The sequence below is a fragment of the Pseudomonas sp. m6p genome, assembly GCF_055760375.1.
Genome location: NZ_CM147084.1, coordinates 5107825 through 5125266, shown reverse-complemented (window position 1 = coordinate 5125266; position 17442 = coordinate 5107825). Strand labels below are relative to the sequence as shown.

Below are 17442 nucleotides of genomic sequence, written 5' to 3'. Positions count from 1 at the left end.
CAAGCAATCTGAATGCTCGAAAGAGACCAGATTGCGGTGTGTGAAGACGCAATGAACCGAAAGTTCGCGCAGCTCACAAAGCACCTGTATCACATACCCGATTTGCTGAAGCGAGGCCAGTTGGTCACGAGTCAGTACCCGAATTTCTTGACGACCATAGAGCGTTGGAACCACCTGATCCCATCCCGAACTCAGAAGTGAAACGATGCATCGCCGATGGTAGTGTGGGGTTTCCCCATGTGAGAGTAGGTCATCGTCAAGATTAAATTCCGAAACCCCAATTGCGAAAGCAGTTGGGGTTTTGTTTTGCCCGCAGGAAAGTGGTGCGCTTGATTTCTATGCAATCGCCCTGCTCATGGCTATTATTCGGGCCTCATTGTGAGGCGAGACCTGCATGCTGACGTTGTTGAATCTTTTAAAGGATGGTCGATTCCATTCCGGTGAGGCCTTGGGGCTTGCCCTGGGAATCAGTCGAAGCGCGGTGTGGAAGCAGCTTCAGCATCTTGAGGCTGAGCTCGGATTGTCAATTAACAAAGTCCGGGGCAGAGGCTATCAACTGGCTGCGCCCCTGACGCTGCTCGACCCCCTGAAGATTGGTGCCTTGGCAGCGGTTTGGCCGATTACAGTCTTTGACTCCATTGACTCCACTAACGCAGAGGCGCTTCGCGCGATCAATCAGGGTCGAGCGGCGCCGTTTCTGGTATTGGCAGAGCGACAGATTTCCGGTCGTGGTCGCCGTGGGCGTAAGTGGGTAAGCCCTTTTGCTGAAAATCTCTACTACAGCCTGGTTCTGCGCATAGAAGGTGGCATGCGTCAGCTTGAGGGCTTGAGTCTGGTGGTCGGTTTGGCTGTTATGCACGCCTTGCGAAAGCTGGGGGTGGCGGGCGCAGGATTGAAGTGGCCCAACGATGTGCTGGTCGGAGACAAGAAAATCGCCGGTATTCTTCTTGAGCTAGTCGGGGATCCTGCAGATGTTTGCCATGTGGTGCTGGGTATTGGCGTTAATGTAAACATGCAGGTTGCCGAGGAAGTTGACCAGCAATGGACGTCGGTACGACTGGAAACGGGCAAAAGCTGCGATCGCAACCTCTTGGTAGCTGAGCTGAGCGAGCAGCTACGCGGCTATATCCAGCGCCATCAGGTTGATGGTTTCTCTGCGTTCCAGGAAGAGTGGGAAAAGGATCACATGTGGCAAGGTCGCCCGGTTTCTTTGATTGCCGGCGTTAGTCATATAGAAGGCGTTGTGCTTGGCATTGATAGCCAAGGTGCGCTGCGCTTGAAGGTGGACGGCGTGGAAAAAGTTTTTAGTGGTGGTGAGCTCAGCCTGAGGTTGCGTGATGATTCTTGAGCTCGACTGTGGGAATAGCTTTATCAAGTGGCGGGTATTGAATACGGCCGCTGGCGGTCTTTTCGCGGAGGGTGTTGTCGACTCGGATCAAGCTCTGGTGGATAGCTTGAGCGCATTTGACGGCCTGTCGTTGCGTAAATGTCGATTGGTGAGCGTAAGAACCAGCGAAGAAACTGCCGCGCTCACCCGGATTCTTGAGCAGGAGTTCGGTGTCTCCGCCGTGTGCGCCAAGTCGGCCAGTGAGATGTCTGGTGTCAGGAATGGCTATGACGAGTATGAACGCTTGGGGCTGGATCGCTGGTTGGCGATGCTTGGTGGCTTTCATTTGGCTGCGGGCGCCTGTCTGATTCTGGATTTCGGCACTGCAGTGACGGCCGACTTTATTAATGCCGAAGGTGAGCACCTTGGGGGATTCATTTGCCCAGGGATGCCCTTGATGCGTCACCAATTGCGTACACATACCCGGAAAATCCGTTATGGGGACTCGGCTGCCGAAAGAGCGCTGACGAGCCATGCTCCGGGGCGCAGTACCGTCGAAGCGGTGGAGCGTGGATGCTCTTTAATGTTGAGAGGTTTCGTCCTGACCCAAGTGGAAATGGCTCGATCCTATTGGGGAGAGCGCTTTACTGTTTTTATTACAGGTGGCGATGCTCTGTTGGTGGCGGACGTTGTGCCTGAAGCGCGGATCGTCCCTGACCTGGTATTCATAGGGTTGGCGATGGCCTGTCCTTTAACTTGAGGTTTGTATGCGTTGGTTGTTCCTGCTGGTCGTTGTACTCAATGTGTTTTATTACGTCTGGCATCAGCAGGAAGCACCCTTGCGTGCGAAAGATGTCACGCCACTCAGCATGTACCGCGGGTCTCAACAAGATATTCGCTTACTGAGTGAGGCGAATGGTGACTCTGGGGGAGGGCAGGGCGCGCGCCGTGGCGGACAGGAGTGTCTGTTTTTGGGTGGTTTGACTCAAGAAAGCAGCATTTCCGCGCTGCAGCTGCGTCTAGCGGCCATGGGGGTGAAGGTTCAGGCGTCGCAAAAGGATCTCCCCGAGCTTGGTTACTGGTTGCGCATTACGCCCGAAAGCCAGCGTTTATTGGGGGATGTGCAGTTGCAGAACCTTTCCAAGGAATTCAATGAGTTAAAACATAAAATAATGCTGTGTGAGGGGGTTGCACCGCTGGAATAGTTTGCATAGAATGGCGCCCGCTCCACAGCGAACACCTAAACAGGTGGTCAGCGCGGAGCGGTGTCAACGCAGCTAACCTCAGGTTTTTAATGAGAAAATGCTTGACAGAAGGCTGGCATAGTATAGAATGCCGGCTCGCTTAGGAGGGGTTCCCGAGCGGCCAAAGGGATCAGACTGTAAATCTGACGTCTACGACTTCGAAGGTTCGAATCCTTCCCCCTCCACCATTTTTAGCGTGAGCTGCAAGCTCCGCGGGTATAGTTTAGTGGTAGAACCTCAGCCTTCCAAGCTGATGATGCGGGTTCGATTCCCGCTACCCGCTCCAAGTTTGCAGGTTGTGCAAAGTGTTACGCTCTTGTAGCTCAGTTGGTAGAGCACACCCTTGGTAAGGGTGAGGTCAGCGGTTCAAATCCGCTCAAGAGCTCCATATAACAAGGCAGATATGAAAATATCTGCCTTTGTTTTAATGGTAGATATCGTTCGTCTAATTCTTCTGTTGAGGGTGTTATCGATGGCTAAGGAAAAATTTGATCGTTCCCTGCCCCACGTCAACGTAGGGACCATTGGTCACGTTGACCACGGTAAAACCACTCTGACTGCTGCTCTGACTCGCGTCTGCTCCGAAGTTTTCGGTTCGGCCGTAGTTGAATTCGACAAGATCGACAGCGCTCCAGAAGAAAAAGCTCGCGGTATCACCATCAACACCGCGCACGTTGAGTACAACTCGAACATTCGTCACTACGCTCACGTTGACTGCCCAGGTCACGCTGACTATGTGAAGAACATGATCACCGGTGCTGCTCAAATGGACGGCGCTATCCTGGTTTGCTCGGCTGCTGATGGTCCGATGCCACAAACCCGTGAGCACATCCTGCTGTCCCGTCAGGTAGGCGTTCCGTACATCGTGGTTTTCCTGAACAAGGCTGACCTGGTAGACGACGCTGAGCTGCTGGAACTGGTTGAGATGGAAGTTCGCGACCTGCTGTCCACCTACGACTTCCCGGGCGATGACACTCCAATCATCATCGGTTCGGCTCGTATGGCGCTGGAAGGCAAAGACGACAACGAGATGGGCACCACTGCCGTCAAGAAGCTGGTTGAAACTCTGGACAGCTACATCCCAGAACCAGTTCGTATGATCGACAAGCCATTCCTGATGCCAATCGAAGACGTGTTCTCGATCTCGGGTCGCGGTACTGTTGTGACTGGTCGTATCGAGCGCGGTATCGTTCGCGTTCAAGATGCACTGGAAATCGTTGGTCTGCGTGACACCACCACCACCACCTGCACCGGTGTTGAGATGTTCCGCAAGCTGCTCGACGAAGGTCGTGCTGGTGAGAACTGCGGCGTTCTGCTGCGTGGTACCAAGCGTGACGACGTTGAGCGTGGTCAGGTTCTGGTCAAGCCAGGTTCGGTTAAGCCGCACACCAAGTTCACCGCAGAAGTTTACGTTCTGAGCAAGGAAGAAGGCGGTCGTCACACTCCGTTCTTCAAAGGCTACCGTCCACAGTTCTACTTCCGTACTACTGACGTGACTGGTAACTGCGAGCTGCCAGAAGGCGTTGAAATGGTAATGCCAGGTGACAACATTCAGATGACTGTTACCCTGATCAAAACCATCGCGATGGAAGACGGTCTGCGTTTCGCTATCCGTGAAGGCGGTCGTACCGTCGGCGCTGGCGTCGTAGCCAAAATCATCGAATAAACGGTTGTAATGTATTTTTCGGGCCGGCATAATGGTCGGCCTGATTTTGTTTTAGGTCAGTAGCTCAATTGGCAGAGCGACGGTCTCCAAAACCGTAGGTTGGGGGTTCGATTCCCTCCTGACCTGCCAGATTCACTCGGTGTGTCTGGCTTTCTTTTCACAGGATCTTCATAGATGACTCCTAAGGCTGAAGCTCAAGGCTCTCGCTTCGATCTGCTAAAGTGGCTTGTGGTAGCTGCTTTGGTGGTTGTGGGTGTAGTTGGCAATCAGTATTACGCTGCTTCGCCGATCCTGTACCGTGTACTCGCACTGCTCGTGATTGCTGCTGTTGCTGCCTTTGTAGGCCTGCAAACTGCAAAGGGCAAGTCGTTCTTCGTACTGGTTAAGGAAGCGCGCACCGAGATTCGTAAAGTCGTATGGCCAACTCGCCAGGAAACTACGCAGACAACGTTGATTGTTGTTGCTGTGGTTATCGTTATGGCGTTGCTGTTGTGGGGTGTTGATTCCCTGCTCGGCTGGCTTGTTTCCTTGATTGTCGGCTAAGGGTGTCCCGTGGCTAAGCGTTGGTACGTTGTGCATGCTTACTCGGGTTACGAGAAGCATGTCATGCGCTCGCTGATTGAGCGCGTTAAGCTGGCTGGCATGGAAGATGGCTTCGGCGAAATTCTGGTTCCCACTGAAGAAGTGGTTGAAATGCGTAATGGCCAGAAGCGCAAAAGCGAACGTAAGTTCTTCCCAGGTTATGTGCTGGTACAGATGGATATGAACGAGGGTACTTGGCACTTGGTCAAGGATACTCCTCGGGTGATGGGCTTCATTGGCGGTACCGCCGACAAGCCTGCTCCAATCACCGACAAAGAGGCGGAAGCCATTCTACGTCGCGTGGCCGATGGTAGTGATAAGCCGAAGCCGAAGACTCTGTTTGAGCCGGGTGAGGTGGTTCGTGTTACCGATGGTCCGTTCGCTGACTTTAACGGCACCGTCGAAGAAGTTAACTACGAAAAGAGCCGTGTCCAGGTGGCAGTGCTTATTTTCGGTCGCTCTACCCCGGTAGAGTTAGAGTTCAGTCAGGTCGAAAAGGTCTAACTGAACAAGCATCCCAACCCCGCAGCCCTAGGCTGTGGGGTTTTGTCGTCACTGGGATAAACGCGCAAGTAACCGGGGAGCCTTTCGAGGCGTTCGAACCCGTAATTGGAGTGCCTCATGGCCAAGAAGATTACCGCTTACATCAAGCTGCAAGTGAAGGCCGCTCAGGCTAACCCAAGCCCACCTGTTGGTCCTGCTCTGGGTCAGCACGGCGTGAACATCATGGAATTCTGCAAGGCTTTCAACGCCCGTACTCAGGGTCTGGAAGCAGGTCTGCCGACTCCAGTGATCATCACTGTCTACAGCGACCGTAGCTTCACTTTCGAAACCAAATCCACCCCTGCTTCGGTTCTGCTGAAGAAGGCGGCCGGTCTGACTAGCGGTTCCGCTCGTCCGAACACTGTTAAGGTTGGCACTGTTACCCGTGCTCAGCTGGAAGAAATCGCGAAAACCAAAAACGCGGATCTGACTGCAGCTGATATGGATGCAGCCGTGCGTACTATCGCCGGTTCTGCTCGTAGCATGGGCCTTAACGTGGAGGGTGTGTAATGGCTAAGCTGACCAAGCGTCAAAAGGCTATCGCCGGCAAAATCGAAGCAGGCAAGGCCTACAACATTGTAGACGCTGCTGCTCTGCTGGCTGAGCTGTCGACTGTCAAGTTCAGCGAGTCGTTCGACGTTGCTGTAAACCTGGGTGTAGACCCGCGTAAATCCGACCAGGTTGTTCGTAGCGCTACTGTGCTGCCACACGGCACTGGCAAGACCGTTCGCGTTGCTGTGTTCACCCAGGGTCCAGCTGCTGAGGCCGCTCTGGCTGCCGGCGCTGACCGTGTAGGTATGGACGACCTGGCTGCCGAAATGAAAGGCGGCGACCTGAACTATGACGTAGTGATTGCATCCCCGGATGCCATGCGCGTTGTAGGTCAACTGGGTCAGATCCTCGGTCCACGTGGCCTGATGCCTAACCCGAAAGTCGGCACCGTAACTCCAGACGTAGCTACCGCAGTTAAAAACGCCAAGGCTGGTCAGGTTCGTTATCGCACCGACAAAAACGGCATCATCCACACTTCCGTTGGCAAGATCGGCTTCGATGCCGTCAAGCTGAAGGAAAACGTTGAAGCCCTGATCGCTGATCTGAAGCGTATCAAGCCAGCTTCTTCGAAAGGTATCTACGTCAAGCGCGTTACCCTGAGCACCACTATGGGCCCAGGTCTGGTTATCGACCAGAGCTCGCTGGACGCGTAAGACAAAGGTTGGCGCATTTGATTGCGCCAATTGAAAGATTGGGGTCCCTGCCTGGCGGGGGCTATCCAAGACCGTAGGCGACGCAAGTCTTAAACCATAAGCCTACGCAGATGGTGCTCCCGGTTCCTTACCGAATCAGACACCAAAACGACATTCGGTTTCGACCGAGTGAAACGGTAACAAGCAGGAGTTAAACCCGTGGCAATTAATCTCGAAGACAAGAAGGCCATCGTCGCTGAAGTCAACGAGGCTGCCAAAGTCGCTCTGTCCGCTGTCGTGGTTGATGCCCGTGGCGTAACAGTAGGCGCAATGACCGGACTCCGTAAAGAGGCTCGTGAAGCTGGCGTTTACGTACGTGTTGTACGTAACACCCTGCTCAAGCGCGCTGTTGCTGACACTGAATACAGTGTCCTCAACGACGTGTTCACCGGCCCGACCCTGATTGCATTCTCGAACGAACATCCGGGCGCTGCTGCCCGTATCTTCAAAGAGTTTGCCAAGGGTCAGGACAAGTTCGAGATCAAGGCAGCTGCGTTCGAGGGCAAGTTCCTCGCAGCTAATCAGATCGACGTACTGGCAACTCTGCCGACCCGTGACGAAGCAATTTCTCAGCTGATGAGCGTGATTCAAGGCGCTACCAGCAAATTGGCTCGTACTCTGGCGGCAATTCGCGACCAGAAAGAAGCTGCCGCAGCCTAAGGCTCGTCAACTTCTCGCGTTTTTTGTTTATTTCGATGGTCGCGTAGGCCGTCCCCCAATTCAGGAATTGAGTCATGTCTCTGACTAACGAACAAATCATCGAAGCAATCGGCCAGAAATCCGTAGTGGAAATCGTTGAGCTGATCAAAGCGATGGAAGAAACCTTCGGCGTTACCGCTGCTGCCGCTTCGGCTGGCCCAGCTGTAGCTGCTGCTGCTGTTGAAGAGCAAACCGAGTTCAACGTTGTCCTGGTTGAAGCCGGCGAGAAGAAAGTAAACGTGATCAAGGCAGTTCGTGAACTGACCGGTCTGGGCCTGAAAGAAGCCAAAGAGAAAGTAGATGGCGCTCCTCAGGTTGTAGCTGAAGGCGTTTCGAAAGAAGCTGCTGAAGACGCTAAGAAGAAGCTGGAAGAAGCAGGCGCTAAAGTCGAGCTGAAATAAGTATCGACTTTGCTCCTCCAGCCCGAGCGTCAAGCGACAGGCTGATGGCTGGTGGCTCTTGCCACCGGCCTTTTTCCGTTATTGGCAGCCGACTGGGTCGGTGCTGATAAAGGCGCTGTAACCACCCGATGCGGTGGCGCAAACCATGGGGTTTGCACGATTTTCTGGCTGCTCCCGTCGGGAGGGGCCAAACAAGCAGGTGACCAAGCTGGGGAACGCTGATGGCTTACTCATATACTGAGAAAAAACGTATCCGCAAGGACTTTAGCAAGTTGCCGGACGTCATGGATGTGCCGTACCTCCTGGCCATCCAGCTGGATTCGTATCGTGAATTCTTGCAAGCGGGAGCGACTAAAGATCAGTTCCGCGACGTGGGCCTGCATGCGGCCTTCAAATCCGTTTTCCCGATCATCAGCTACTCCGGCAATGCTGCGCTGGAGTACGTCGGTTATCGCTTGGGCGAACCGGCATTTGATGTCAAAGAATGCGTATTGCGCGGTGTAACTTTCGCCGTACCTTTGCGGGTAAAAGTGCGCCTGATCATTTTCGACAAAGAATCGTCGAACAAAGCGATCAAGGACATCAAAGAGCAAGAAGTCTACATGGGCGAAATCCCATTGATGACTGAGAACGGTACCTTCGTAATCAACGGTACCGAGCGTGTTATCGTTTCCCAGCTGCACCGTTCCCCGGGCGTGTTCTTCGACCACGACCGCGGCAAGACGCACAGCTCCGGTAAACTGCTGTACTCCGCGCGCATCATTCCTTACCGCGGTTCGTGGCTGGATTTCGAGTTCGACCCGAAAGACTGCGTATTCGTGCGTATCGACCGTCGTCGCAAGCTGCCGGCCTCGGTACTGCTGCGCGCGCTCGGCTACACCACCGAAGAAGTGCTGGACGCTTTCTACACCACCAACGTATTCCACGTTAAAGGCGAAGGCCTGAGCCTGGAACTGGTGCCTCAGCGCCTGCGCGGTGAAGTGGCTGTCCTTGATATCCAGGACGATAAAGGCAAGGTGATTGTCGAGCAGGGCCGTCGTATTACTGCCCGCCACATCAACCAGCTGGAAAAAGCCGGGATCAAAGAGCTGGACGTGCCTCTGGACTACGTTCTGGGTCGCACTACCGCCAAGGTCATCGTGCATCCGGCTACCGGCGAAATCCTGGCAGAGTGCAACACCGAGCTGTCGACCGAAGTCCTGGCGAAAATCGCCAAGGCGGGCGTTGTTCGCATTGAAACTCTGTACACCAACGACATCGACTGCGGTCCGTTCATCTCCGACACGCTGAAGATCGACTCCACCAGCAACCAATTGGAAGCGCTGGTCGAGATCTATCGCATGATGCGTCCAGGCGAGCCGCCAACCAAAGACGCTGCCGAAACCCTGTTCAACAACCTGTTCTTCAGCCCTGAGCGCTATGACCTGTCTGCGGTCGGCCGGATGAAGTTCAACCGTCGTATCGGTCGTACCGAAATCGAAGGTTCGGGCGTGCTGTGCAAGGAAGACATCGTCGCGGTCCTGAAGACTCTGGTCGACATCCGTAACGGTAAAGGCATCGTCGATGACATCGACCACCTGGGTAACCGTCGTGTTCGCTGCGTAGGCGAAATGGCCGAGAACCAGTTCCGCGTTGGCCTGGTACGTGTTGAGCGTGCGGTCAAAGAGCGTCTGTCGATGGCCGAAAGCGAAGGCCTGATGCCGCAAGACCTGATCAACGCCAAGCCAGTGGCTGCGGCGGTGAAAGAGTTCTTCGGTTCCAGCCAGCTGTCGCAGTTCATGGACCAGAACAACCCGTTGTCCGAGATTACCCACAAGCGTCGTGTCTCTGCACTCGGCCCTGGCGGTCTGACTCGTGAGCGCGCGGGCTTCGAAGTCCGTGACGTACACCCGACTCACTACGGTCGTGTCTGCCCGATTGAAACGCCGGAAGGTCCGAACATCGGTCTGATCAACTCCTTGGCTGCGTACGCTCGCACCAACCAGTACGGCTTCCTGGAAAGCCCGTACCGTGTGGTGAAAGAGGGTGTGGTCACCGACGAGATCGTGTTCCTGTCCGCTATTGAAGAAGCCGATCACGTGATCGCGCAGGCTTCGGCGACCATGAACGAGCAGAAAGTCCTGATCGACGAACTGGTAGCCGTACGTCACCTGAACGAATTCACCGTCAAGGCGCCGGAAGACGTCACCTTGATGGACGTTTCGCCGAAGCAGGTAGTTTCGGTTGCAGCGTCGCTGATTCCGTTCCTCGAGCACGACGACGCCAACCGTGCGTTGATGGGTTCGAACATGCAGCGTCAAGCTGTACCAACCCTGCGCGCTGACAAGCCGCTGGTCGGTACCGGCATGGAGCGTAACGTGGCTCGCGACTCCGGCGTTTGCGTCGTGGCTCGTCGTGGCGGCGTGATCGATTCCGTTGATGCCAGCCGTATCGTGGTTCGTGTTGCCGATGACGAAGTTGAAACCGGTGAGGCCGGTGTCGACATCTACAACCTGACCAAATACACCCGCTCGAACCAGAACACCTGCATCAACCAGCGTCCGCTGGTGAGCAAGGGTGATCGCGTTCAGCGTAGCGACATCATGGCCGACGGCCCGTCCACCGACATGGGTGAACTGGCGCTGGGTCAGAACATGCGCATCGCGTTTATGGCATGGAACGGCTTCAACTTCGAAGACTCCATCTGCCTGTCCGAGCGTGTGGTTCAGGAAGACCGTTTCACCACGATCCACATTCAGGAACTGACCTGTGTGGCGCGTGACACCAAGCTTGGCCCAGAGGAAATCACTGCGGACATCCCGAACGTGGGTGAGGCTGCACTGAACAAGCTGGACGAAGCCGGTATCGTTTACGTAGGTGCTGAAGTAGGCGCAGGCGACATCCTGGTCGGTAAAGTCACTCCGAAAGGCGAGACTCAACTGACTCCGGAAGAAAAACTGCTGCGTGCGATCTTCGGTGAAAAAGCCAGCGACGTTAAAGACACCTCCCTGCGTGTACCTACCGGTACCAAAGGTACTGTCATCGACGTACAGGTCTTCACCCGCGACGGCGTTGAGCGTGATGCTCGTGCTCTGTCGATCGAGAAGTCCCAGCTGGACGAGATCCGCAAGGATTTGAACGAAGAGTTCCGTATCGTAGAAGGCGCGACCTTCGAACGTCTGCGCTCCGCTCTGGTAGGCCACAAGGCTGAAGGCGGCGCCGGTCTGAAGAAAGGTCAGGACATCACCGACGAAGTTCTCGACGGTCTTGAGCATGGTCAGTGGTTCAAACTGCGCATGGCTGAAGATGCTCTGAACGAGCAGCTCGAGAAGGCTCAGGCCTACATCGTTGATCGTCGCCGTCTGCTGGACGACAAGTTCGAAGACAAGAAGCGCAAACTGCAGCAGGGCGATGACCTGGCTCCAGGCGTGCTGAAAATCGTCAAGGTTTACCTGGCAATCCGTCGTCGCATCCAGCCGGGCGACAAGATGGCCGGTCGTCACGGTAACAAAGGTGTGGTCTCCGTGATCATGCCGGTTGAAGACATGCCGCACGATGCCAATGGCACTCCGGTCGACGTGGTCCTCAACCCGTTGGGCGTACCTTCGCGTATGAACGTTGGTCAGATTCTTGAAACCCACCTGGGTCTCGCGGCCAAAGGTCTGGGCGAGAAGATCAACCGGATGGTCGAAGAGCAGCGTAAAGTCGCTGAGCTGCGCACCTTCCTGGACGAGATCTACAACCAGATTGGCGGTCGTAACGAAGATCTGGACAGCTTCTCCGATCAGGAAATCCTGGATCTGGCGAAGAACCTGCGTGGCGGCGTTCCAATGGCCACTCCAGTGTTCGACGGCGCCAAGGAAAGCGAAATCAAGGCCATGCTGAAACTGGCAGACCTGCCGGAAAGCGGCCAGATGCAGCTGACTGACGGCCGTACCGGCAACAAGTTCGAGCGTCCAGTTACCGTTGGCTACATGTACATGCTGAAGCTGAACCACTTGGTAGACGACAAGATGCACGCGCGTTCTACCGGTTCGTACAGCCTGGTTACCCAGCAGCCGCTGGGTGGTAAGGCGCAGTTCGGTGGTCAGCGTTTCGGGGAGATGGAGGTCTGGGCACTGGAAGCATACGGTGCTGCTTACACTCTGCAAGAAATGCTCACAGTGAAGTCGGACGATGTGAACGGCCGTACCAAGATGTACAAAAACATCGTGGATGGCGATCACCGTATGGAGCCGGGCATGCCCGAGTCCTTCAACGTGTTGATCAAGGAAATTCGTTCCCTCGGCATCGATATCGATCTGGAAACCGAATAACACGTGACGCGATCGAGAGCGGGGCAGGACTGCCCGCTCTCTGCTCCGCCAGGAGGAAAGGCCTTGAAAGACCTACTGAATTTGCTGAAAAACCAGGGTCAAGTCGAAGAGTTCGACGCCATCCGTATCGGATTGGCCTCGCCTGAGATGATCCGCTCGTGGTCGTTCGGTGAAGTTAAAAAGCCGGAAACCATCAACTACCGTACGTTCAAACCTGAGCGTGACGGTCTGTTCTGCGCCAAGATCTTTGGCCCGGTAAAGGATTACGAGTGCCTGTGCGGTAAGTACAAGCGCTTGAAGCACCGTGGTGTGATTTGCGAGAAGTGCGGCGTTGAAGTCGCACTGGCCAAGGTTCGTCGTGAGCGCATGGCGCACATCGAACTGGCTTCGCCGGTTGCCCACATCTGGTTCCTGAAATCGCTGCCGTCCCGTATCGGCCTGCTGATGGACATGACCCTGCGTGATATCGAACGCGTTCTCTACTTCGAGAGCTACGTCGTTATCGATCCGGGCATGACCACCCTTGAAAAAGGTCAGCTGCTGAACGACGAGCAGTACTTCGAAGCGCTGGAAGAGTTCGGTGATGACTTCGACGCCCGCATGGGTGCTGAAGCTGTCCGTGAACTGCTGCACGCTATCGACCTGGAGCACGAGATTGGCCGTCTGCGCGAAGAGATTCCGCAAACCAACTCGGAAACCAAGATCAAGAAGCTGTCCAAGCGTCTGAAGTTGATGGAGGCCTTCCAGGGCTCCGGCAACCTGCCAGAGTGGATGGTGCTGACCGTTCTGCCGGTTCTGCCGCCAGATCTGCGTCCATTGGTCCCGCTGGATGGCGGTCGTTTCGCGACTTCCGACCTCAACGATCTGTATCGTCGAGTGATCAACCGTAACAACCGTTTGAAGCGCCTGCTGGATCTGTCCGCTCCGGACATCATCGTGCGCAACGAAAAGCGTATGTTGCAGGAAGCTGTCGATGCACTGCTCGACAACGGTCGTCGTGGCCGCGCTATCACCGGTTCGAACAAGCGTCCTCTGAAATCCCTGGCTGACATGATCAAGGGTAAGCAAGGTCGTTTCCGTCAGAACTTGCTCGGTAAGCGTGTTGACTACTCCGGTCGTTCGGTAATTACCGTAGGCCCGACCCTGCGTCTGCACCAGTGCGGTCTGCCGAAGAAGATGGCTCTCGAGCTGTTCAAACCGTTCATTTTCGGCAAGCTGGAAATGCGTGGTCTCGCGACCACCATCAAAGCGGCCAAGAAGATGGTCGAGCGCGAGCTGCCAGAGGTTTGGGACGTTCTCGCTGAAGTGATTCGCGAACACCCGGTTCTTCTCAACCGTGCACCGACCCTTCACCGTCTGGGTATCCAGGCGTTTGAACCGGTACTGATCGAAGGTAAGGCTATCCAGCTGCACCCTCTGGTCTGCGCCGCGTACAACGCCGACTTCGACGGCGACCAAATGGCCGTGCACGTACCGCTGACGCTGGAAGCCCAGCTCGAAGCGCGTGCGTTGATGATGTCGACCAACAACATTCTGTCGCCAGCCAACGGTGAGCCAATCATCGTTCCGTCGCAGGACGTTGTATTGGGTCTGTACTACATGACTCGTGAAGCGATCAACGCCAAGGGCGAAGGTCGTGTGTTCGCGGATCTGCAGGAAGTTGACCGTGTGTTCCGTGCCGGCGAAGCCGCACTGCACGCCAAGGTCAAGGTTCGTATCAACGAAACCGTCAACGACCGTGACGGCAACAGCGTGAGCAACACTCGTATCGTCGACACCACTGTCGGCCGTGCGCTGCTGTTCCAGGTTGTGCCAAAAGGTCTGTCGTACGATGTCGTCAACCTGCCGATGAAGAAAAAGGCGATCTCCAAGCTGATCAACCAGTGCTACCGCGTGGTTGGTCTGAAAGAGACCGTGATCTTCGCTGACCAGTTGATGTACACCGGTTTCGCTTACTCGACCATCTCCGGCGTTTCCATCGGTGTTAACGACTTCGTTATCCCGGACGAAAAAGCCCGCATCATCGGTGCAGCCACCGACGAAGTGAAAGAGATCGAGAGCCAGTACGCCTCCGGCCTGGTAACCCAGGGCGAGAAGTACAACAAAGTGATCGACCTTTGGTCGAAGGCGAACGACGAAGTTTCCAAGGCGATGATGGCCAACCTCTCGAAAGAGAAAGTCATCGACCGTCACGGCGACGAAGTCGACCAAGAGTCCTTCAACTCGATGTACATGATGGCCGACTCGGGTGCGCGGGGTTCTGCTGCGCAGATTCGTCAGCTGGCCGGTATGCGTGGTCTGATGGCCAAGCCGGACGGTTCCATCATTGAAACGCCGATTACTGCGAACTTCCGTGAAGGTCTGAGCGTACTCCAGTACTTCATCTCGACTCACGGTGCTCGTAAAGGTCTGGCGGATACCGCGTTGAAAACTGCGAACTCCGGTTACCTGACTCGTCGTCTGGTAGACGTGGCGCAGGATCTGGTTGTAACCGAGATCGATTGCGGCACCGAACACGGTCTGCTGATGACTCCGCATATTGAAGGCGGTGACGTTGTAGAGCCGTTGGGCGAGCGCGTATTGGGTCGTGTTATTGCCCGTGACGTATTCAAGCCAGGCACCGAGGACGTTATCGTTCCTGCCGGTACTCTGGTGGACGAGAAGTGGGTCGAGTTCATCGAGCTGAACAGCATCGACGAAGTGATCGTGCGTTCGCCGATCAGCTGCGAAACCCGCTATGGCATTTGCGCCAAGTGCTACGGCCGTGATCTGGCTCGTGGTCACCAGGTGAACATCGGCGAAGCGGTCGGCGTTATTGCTGCCCAGTCCATCGGTGAGCCGGGTACCCAGCTGACGATGCGTACGTTCCACATTGGTGGTGCGGCAAGCCGTACTTCCGCAGCCGACAGCGTTCAGGTGAAGAATGGCGGTACCGTCCGTCTGCACAACCTGAAACACGTTGAGCGAGTGGATGGCCACCTGGTTGCTGTGTCCCGTTCCGGTGAGCTGGCAATCGCTGATGACTTCGGTCGTGAGCGTGAGCGTTACAAGCTGCCGTACGGTGCTGTGATTTCGGTTAAAGAAGGTGACAAGGTCGACGCTGGCGCAATCGTGGCCAAGTGGGATCCGCACACTCACCCAATCGTTACCGAAATGAAAGGTACCGTGACCTACGTGGGCATGGAGGAAGGCATCACGATCAAGCGTCAGACTGACGAATTGACCGGTATGACCAACATTGAAGTACTCGACGCGAAAGATCGTCCAGCTGCGGGCAAGGAAATTCGTCCAGCAGTGAAGATGGTCGACGACAACGGCAAGGATCTGTTGCTGCCAGGCACTGACGTTATCGCTCAGTACTTCCTGCCAGCCAACGCCCTGGTCGGTGTTGCGGACGGTGCGAAGATCGCGATCGGTGATGTTATCGCTCGTATCCCGCAAGAAACTTCGAAAACCCGCGACATCACCGGTGGTCTGCCTCGTGTTGCCGACCTGTTCGAAGCTCGTCGTCCGAAAGAAGCGTCGATTCTGGCTGAAGTCAGCGGCACCATCGCGTTCGGTAAAGAGACCAAAGGCAAGCGCCGTCTGGTTATTACCCCGAACGACGGTAGCGATCCGTACGAAGAGCTGATTCCGAAGTGGCGTCACCTGAACGTGTTCGAAGGCGAACAGGTTAACCGCGGCGAAGTTATCTCCGATGGTCCAAGCGATCCGCACGACATCCTGCGTCTGCTGGGTGTGAGCGCGCTGGCCAAGTACATCGTGAACGAGATCCAGGACGTTTACCGTCTGCAAGGCGTGAAGATCAACGATAAGCACATCGAGACCATCCTGCGTCAGATGCTGCGTAAAGTTGAGATCTCCGAGTCCGGCGATTCCAGCTTCATCAAGGGCGACCAGATGGAACTGACTCACGTGCTGGTAGAGAACGAGCGTCTGAACGCGGAAGACAAATTTGTCTCCAAGTTCACTCGCGTTCTGCTGGGTATCACCAAGGCGTCGTTGTCCACCGAATCGTTCATCTCGGCGGCTTCCTTCCAGGAAACCACCCGCGTACTGACCGAAGCGGCAGTCACCGGCAAGCGCGACTACCTGCGCGGCCTGAAAGAAAACGTGGTCGTGGGTCGTCTGATCCCGGCCGGTACCGGTCTGGCATATCACAGCGAGCGCAAGCGTCGCCGTGATGCGGACAAACCGTTGCGCGTAAGCGCCAGTGAAGTGGAAGCTGCACTGACCGAAGCGCTGAACTCGAGCGGTAACTGAGTTCTGCGGTAAATGAGCTGAGGCCCTGATCGCTCCGTTCGTCGAATCGAGACAAATTGTCAAGGTTCGACGGGCGGGGAGGTCGGGGCCTTGCCTTGACTGGGGGCAAGATCCTCTTTAGACTCTTGATCCCCTAAATTTGGCGGGAATCCGTTCCTGTCATTTTGCTTTTCTTGCAAGACAATAGCGTCGCAAGACAACAGTGGAGCTAGTAGATGGCAACTATCAACCAGCTGGTACGTCAGCCGCGTAAGCGTATCGTCGAGAAATCCGACGTACCTGCGCTGCAGAACTGCCCGCAACGTCGTGGCGTGTGCACCCGTGTGTACACCACTACGCCGAAAAAACCTAACTCGGCACTGCGTAAAGTATGCCGTGTGCGTCTGACCAACGGTTTCGAGGTTTCCTCGTACATCGGTGGTGAAGGCCACAACCTGCAAGAGCACAGCGTGGTACTGATCCGCGGCGGTCGTGTAAAAGACTTGCCAGGTGTTCGTTACCACACCGTTCGCGGCTCCTTGGATACTTCCGGCGTTAAAGGCCGTAACCAGGGTCGTTCGAAGTACGGTACCAAGCGTCCGAAGTAATCGGCCGTTTTGCAGATTTTCATTTTATTGAGTCGATAAGAGTAAGGTCGGGCTTGCATCCACTGGATCTGTCCCGAACTAACCTGAAGACCGCTTGAGGGCTTATCATGCCAAGACGTCGCGTAGCAGCAAAGCGTGAGATTCTGGACGATCCGAAATACGGAAGCCAGATCCTCGCTAAATTCATGAACCACGTTATGGAAAGCGGCAAGAAAGCCGTTGCCGAGCGTATCGTTTATGGTGCCCTGGAAACCGTGAAGGCTCGTAAGGCCGGCACCGATCCCCTGGAACTCTTCGAAAAAGCACTCGACGCCATCGCTCCGCTGGTCGAAGTGAAGTCGCGCCGCGTTGGTGGTGCTACTTACCAGGTTCCGGTCGAGGTTCGTCCTTCCCGCCGTAACGCTCTGGCAATGCGCTGGTTGGTAGACTTCGCCCGTAAGCGTGGCGAGAAGTCTATGGCTCTGCGCTTGGCTGGCGAACTGCTGGATGCTGCTGAAGGTAAAGGTGCTGCTGTTAAGAAGCGTGAAGACGTGCACCGTATGGCCGAAGCCAACAAAGCTTTCTCGCACTACCGCTTCTAATTTTAGCTTC

14 protein-coding genes, 4 tRNA genes and 1 rRNA gene are annotated in these 17442 nt (G+C 55.4%); all 19 read left to right on the top strand.

Annotation, left to right across the window (positions count from 1 at the left end; translation table 11 throughout):
* Positions 1 to 146: 146 nt before the first annotated feature.
* The 19 genes from rrf (at position 147) to rpsG (ending at position 17432) form a co-directional block, all read left to right on the top strand.
* Positions 147 to 262 (top strand): 5S ribosomal RNA (rrf, locus tag ACYZUM_RS23460).
* 132 nt (positions 263 to 394) lie between these two features.
* Entirely contained in the window at positions 395 to 1348 is a 954-nt protein-coding gene (gene birA, locus ACYZUM_RS23455) for a bifunctional biotin--[acetyl-CoA-carboxylase] ligase/biotin operon repressor BirA (RefSeq protein WP_108183967.1), read from the top strand.
* The gene (locus ACYZUM_RS23450; RefSeq protein ID WP_108183966.1) at positions 1338 to 2087 is read left to right on the top strand and encodes a pantothenate kinase; all 750 of its coding nucleotides are present in this window, start codon (positions 1338 to 1340) and stop codon (positions 2085 to 2087) included. Before birA ends, ACYZUM_RS23450 begins: the two co-directional genes overlap by 11 nt.
* Before the next feature lie 7 nt (positions 2088 to 2094).
* On the top strand, positions 2095 to 2532 hold the full coding sequence (locus ACYZUM_RS23445) for a hypothetical protein (protein ID WP_108183965.1): 438 nt from the start codon (positions 2095 to 2097) through the stop codon (positions 2530 to 2532).
* 142 nt (positions 2533 to 2674) lie between these two features.
* Positions 2675 to 2759, top strand: a tRNA-Tyr gene (locus ACYZUM_RS23440).
* Positions 2760 to 2783: 24 nt separating this feature from the next.
* A tRNA-Gly gene (locus ACYZUM_RS23435) sits at positions 2784 to 2857 on the top strand.
* Between the two features lie 26 nt (positions 2858 to 2883).
* Positions 2884 to 2959 (top strand) — tRNA-Thr (locus ACYZUM_RS23430).
* Between the two features lie 84 nt (positions 2960 to 3043).
* Positions 3044 to 4237: an elongation factor Tu gene (gene tuf / locus ACYZUM_RS23425; protein WP_095668187.1), complete on the top strand. Its 1194-nt coding sequence runs from the start codon at positions 3044 to 3046 to the stop codon at positions 4235 to 4237.
* A gap of 53 nt (positions 4238 to 4290) precedes the next feature.
* Positions 4291 to 4366: transfer RNA gene (locus tag ACYZUM_RS23420), tRNA-Trp, on the top strand.
* Positions 4367 to 4411: 45 nt separating this feature from the next.
* A complete protein-coding gene (gene secE / locus ACYZUM_RS23415; protein ID WP_041074957.1) occupies positions 4412 to 4780 on the top strand; it encodes a preprotein translocase subunit SecE in 369 nt (122 codons plus the stop codon).
* 9 nt (positions 4781 to 4789) lie between these two features.
* Positions 4790 to 5323 carry a transcription termination/antitermination protein NusG gene (gene nusG, locus ACYZUM_RS23410; RefSeq protein ID WP_025113545.1) on the top strand — a complete coding sequence of 178 codons (534 nt, stop codon included), beginning with the start codon at positions 4790 to 4792 and terminating at the stop codon, positions 5321 to 5323.
* Positions 5324 to 5440: 117 nt separating this feature from the next.
* Positions 5441 to 5872 carry a 50S ribosomal protein L11 gene (rplK, locus tag ACYZUM_RS23405; protein WP_003228756.1) on the top strand — a complete coding sequence of 144 codons (432 nt, stop codon included), beginning with the start codon at positions 5441 to 5443 and terminating at the stop codon, positions 5870 to 5872.
* Complete coding sequence (gene rplA / locus ACYZUM_RS23400; protein WP_003228754.1) at positions 5872 to 6567, top strand: 50S ribosomal protein L1; 696 nt, start codon at positions 5872 to 5874, stop codon at positions 6565 to 6567. Before rplK ends, rplA begins: the two co-directional genes overlap by 1 nt.
* A 198-nt stretch (positions 6568 to 6765) precedes the next feature.
* Complete coding sequence (rplJ, locus tag ACYZUM_RS23395; protein WP_003228752.1) at positions 6766 to 7266, top strand: 50S ribosomal protein L10; 501 nt, start codon at positions 6766 to 6768, stop codon at positions 7264 to 7266.
* A gap of 74 nt (positions 7267 to 7340) precedes the next feature.
* Positions 7341 to 7706, top strand: coding sequence for a 50S ribosomal protein L7/L12 (gene rplL / locus ACYZUM_RS23390; RefSeq protein ID WP_041074960.1), 366 nt, complete (start codon positions 7341 to 7343; stop codon positions 7704 to 7706).
* 221 nt (positions 7707 to 7927) lie between these two features.
* Positions 7928 to 12001, top strand: coding sequence for a DNA-directed RNA polymerase subunit beta (rpoB, locus tag ACYZUM_RS23385; RefSeq protein ID WP_027614262.1), 4074 nt, complete (start codon positions 7928 to 7930; stop codon positions 11999 to 12001).
* 63 nt (positions 12002 to 12064) lie between these two features.
* Positions 12065 to 16264 (top strand): DNA-directed RNA polymerase subunit beta', encoded by a 4200-nt coding sequence (rpoC, locus tag ACYZUM_RS23380; RefSeq protein ID WP_041074962.1) that lies wholly within the window; start codon positions 12065 to 12067, stop codon positions 16262 to 16264.
* A gap of 215 nt (positions 16265 to 16479) precedes the next feature.
* A complete protein-coding gene (gene rpsL / locus ACYZUM_RS23375; protein ID WP_003186084.1) occupies positions 16480 to 16851 on the top strand; it encodes a 30S ribosomal protein S12 in 372 nt (123 codons plus the stop codon).
* A 107-nt stretch (positions 16852 to 16958) separates the two neighbouring features.
* Positions 16959 to 17432 (top strand): 30S ribosomal protein S7, encoded by a 474-nt coding sequence (rpsG, locus tag ACYZUM_RS23370; protein WP_003228745.1) that lies wholly within the window; start codon positions 16959 to 16961, stop codon positions 17430 to 17432.
* The last annotated feature ends 10 nt before the right edge of the window (positions 17433 to 17442 follow it).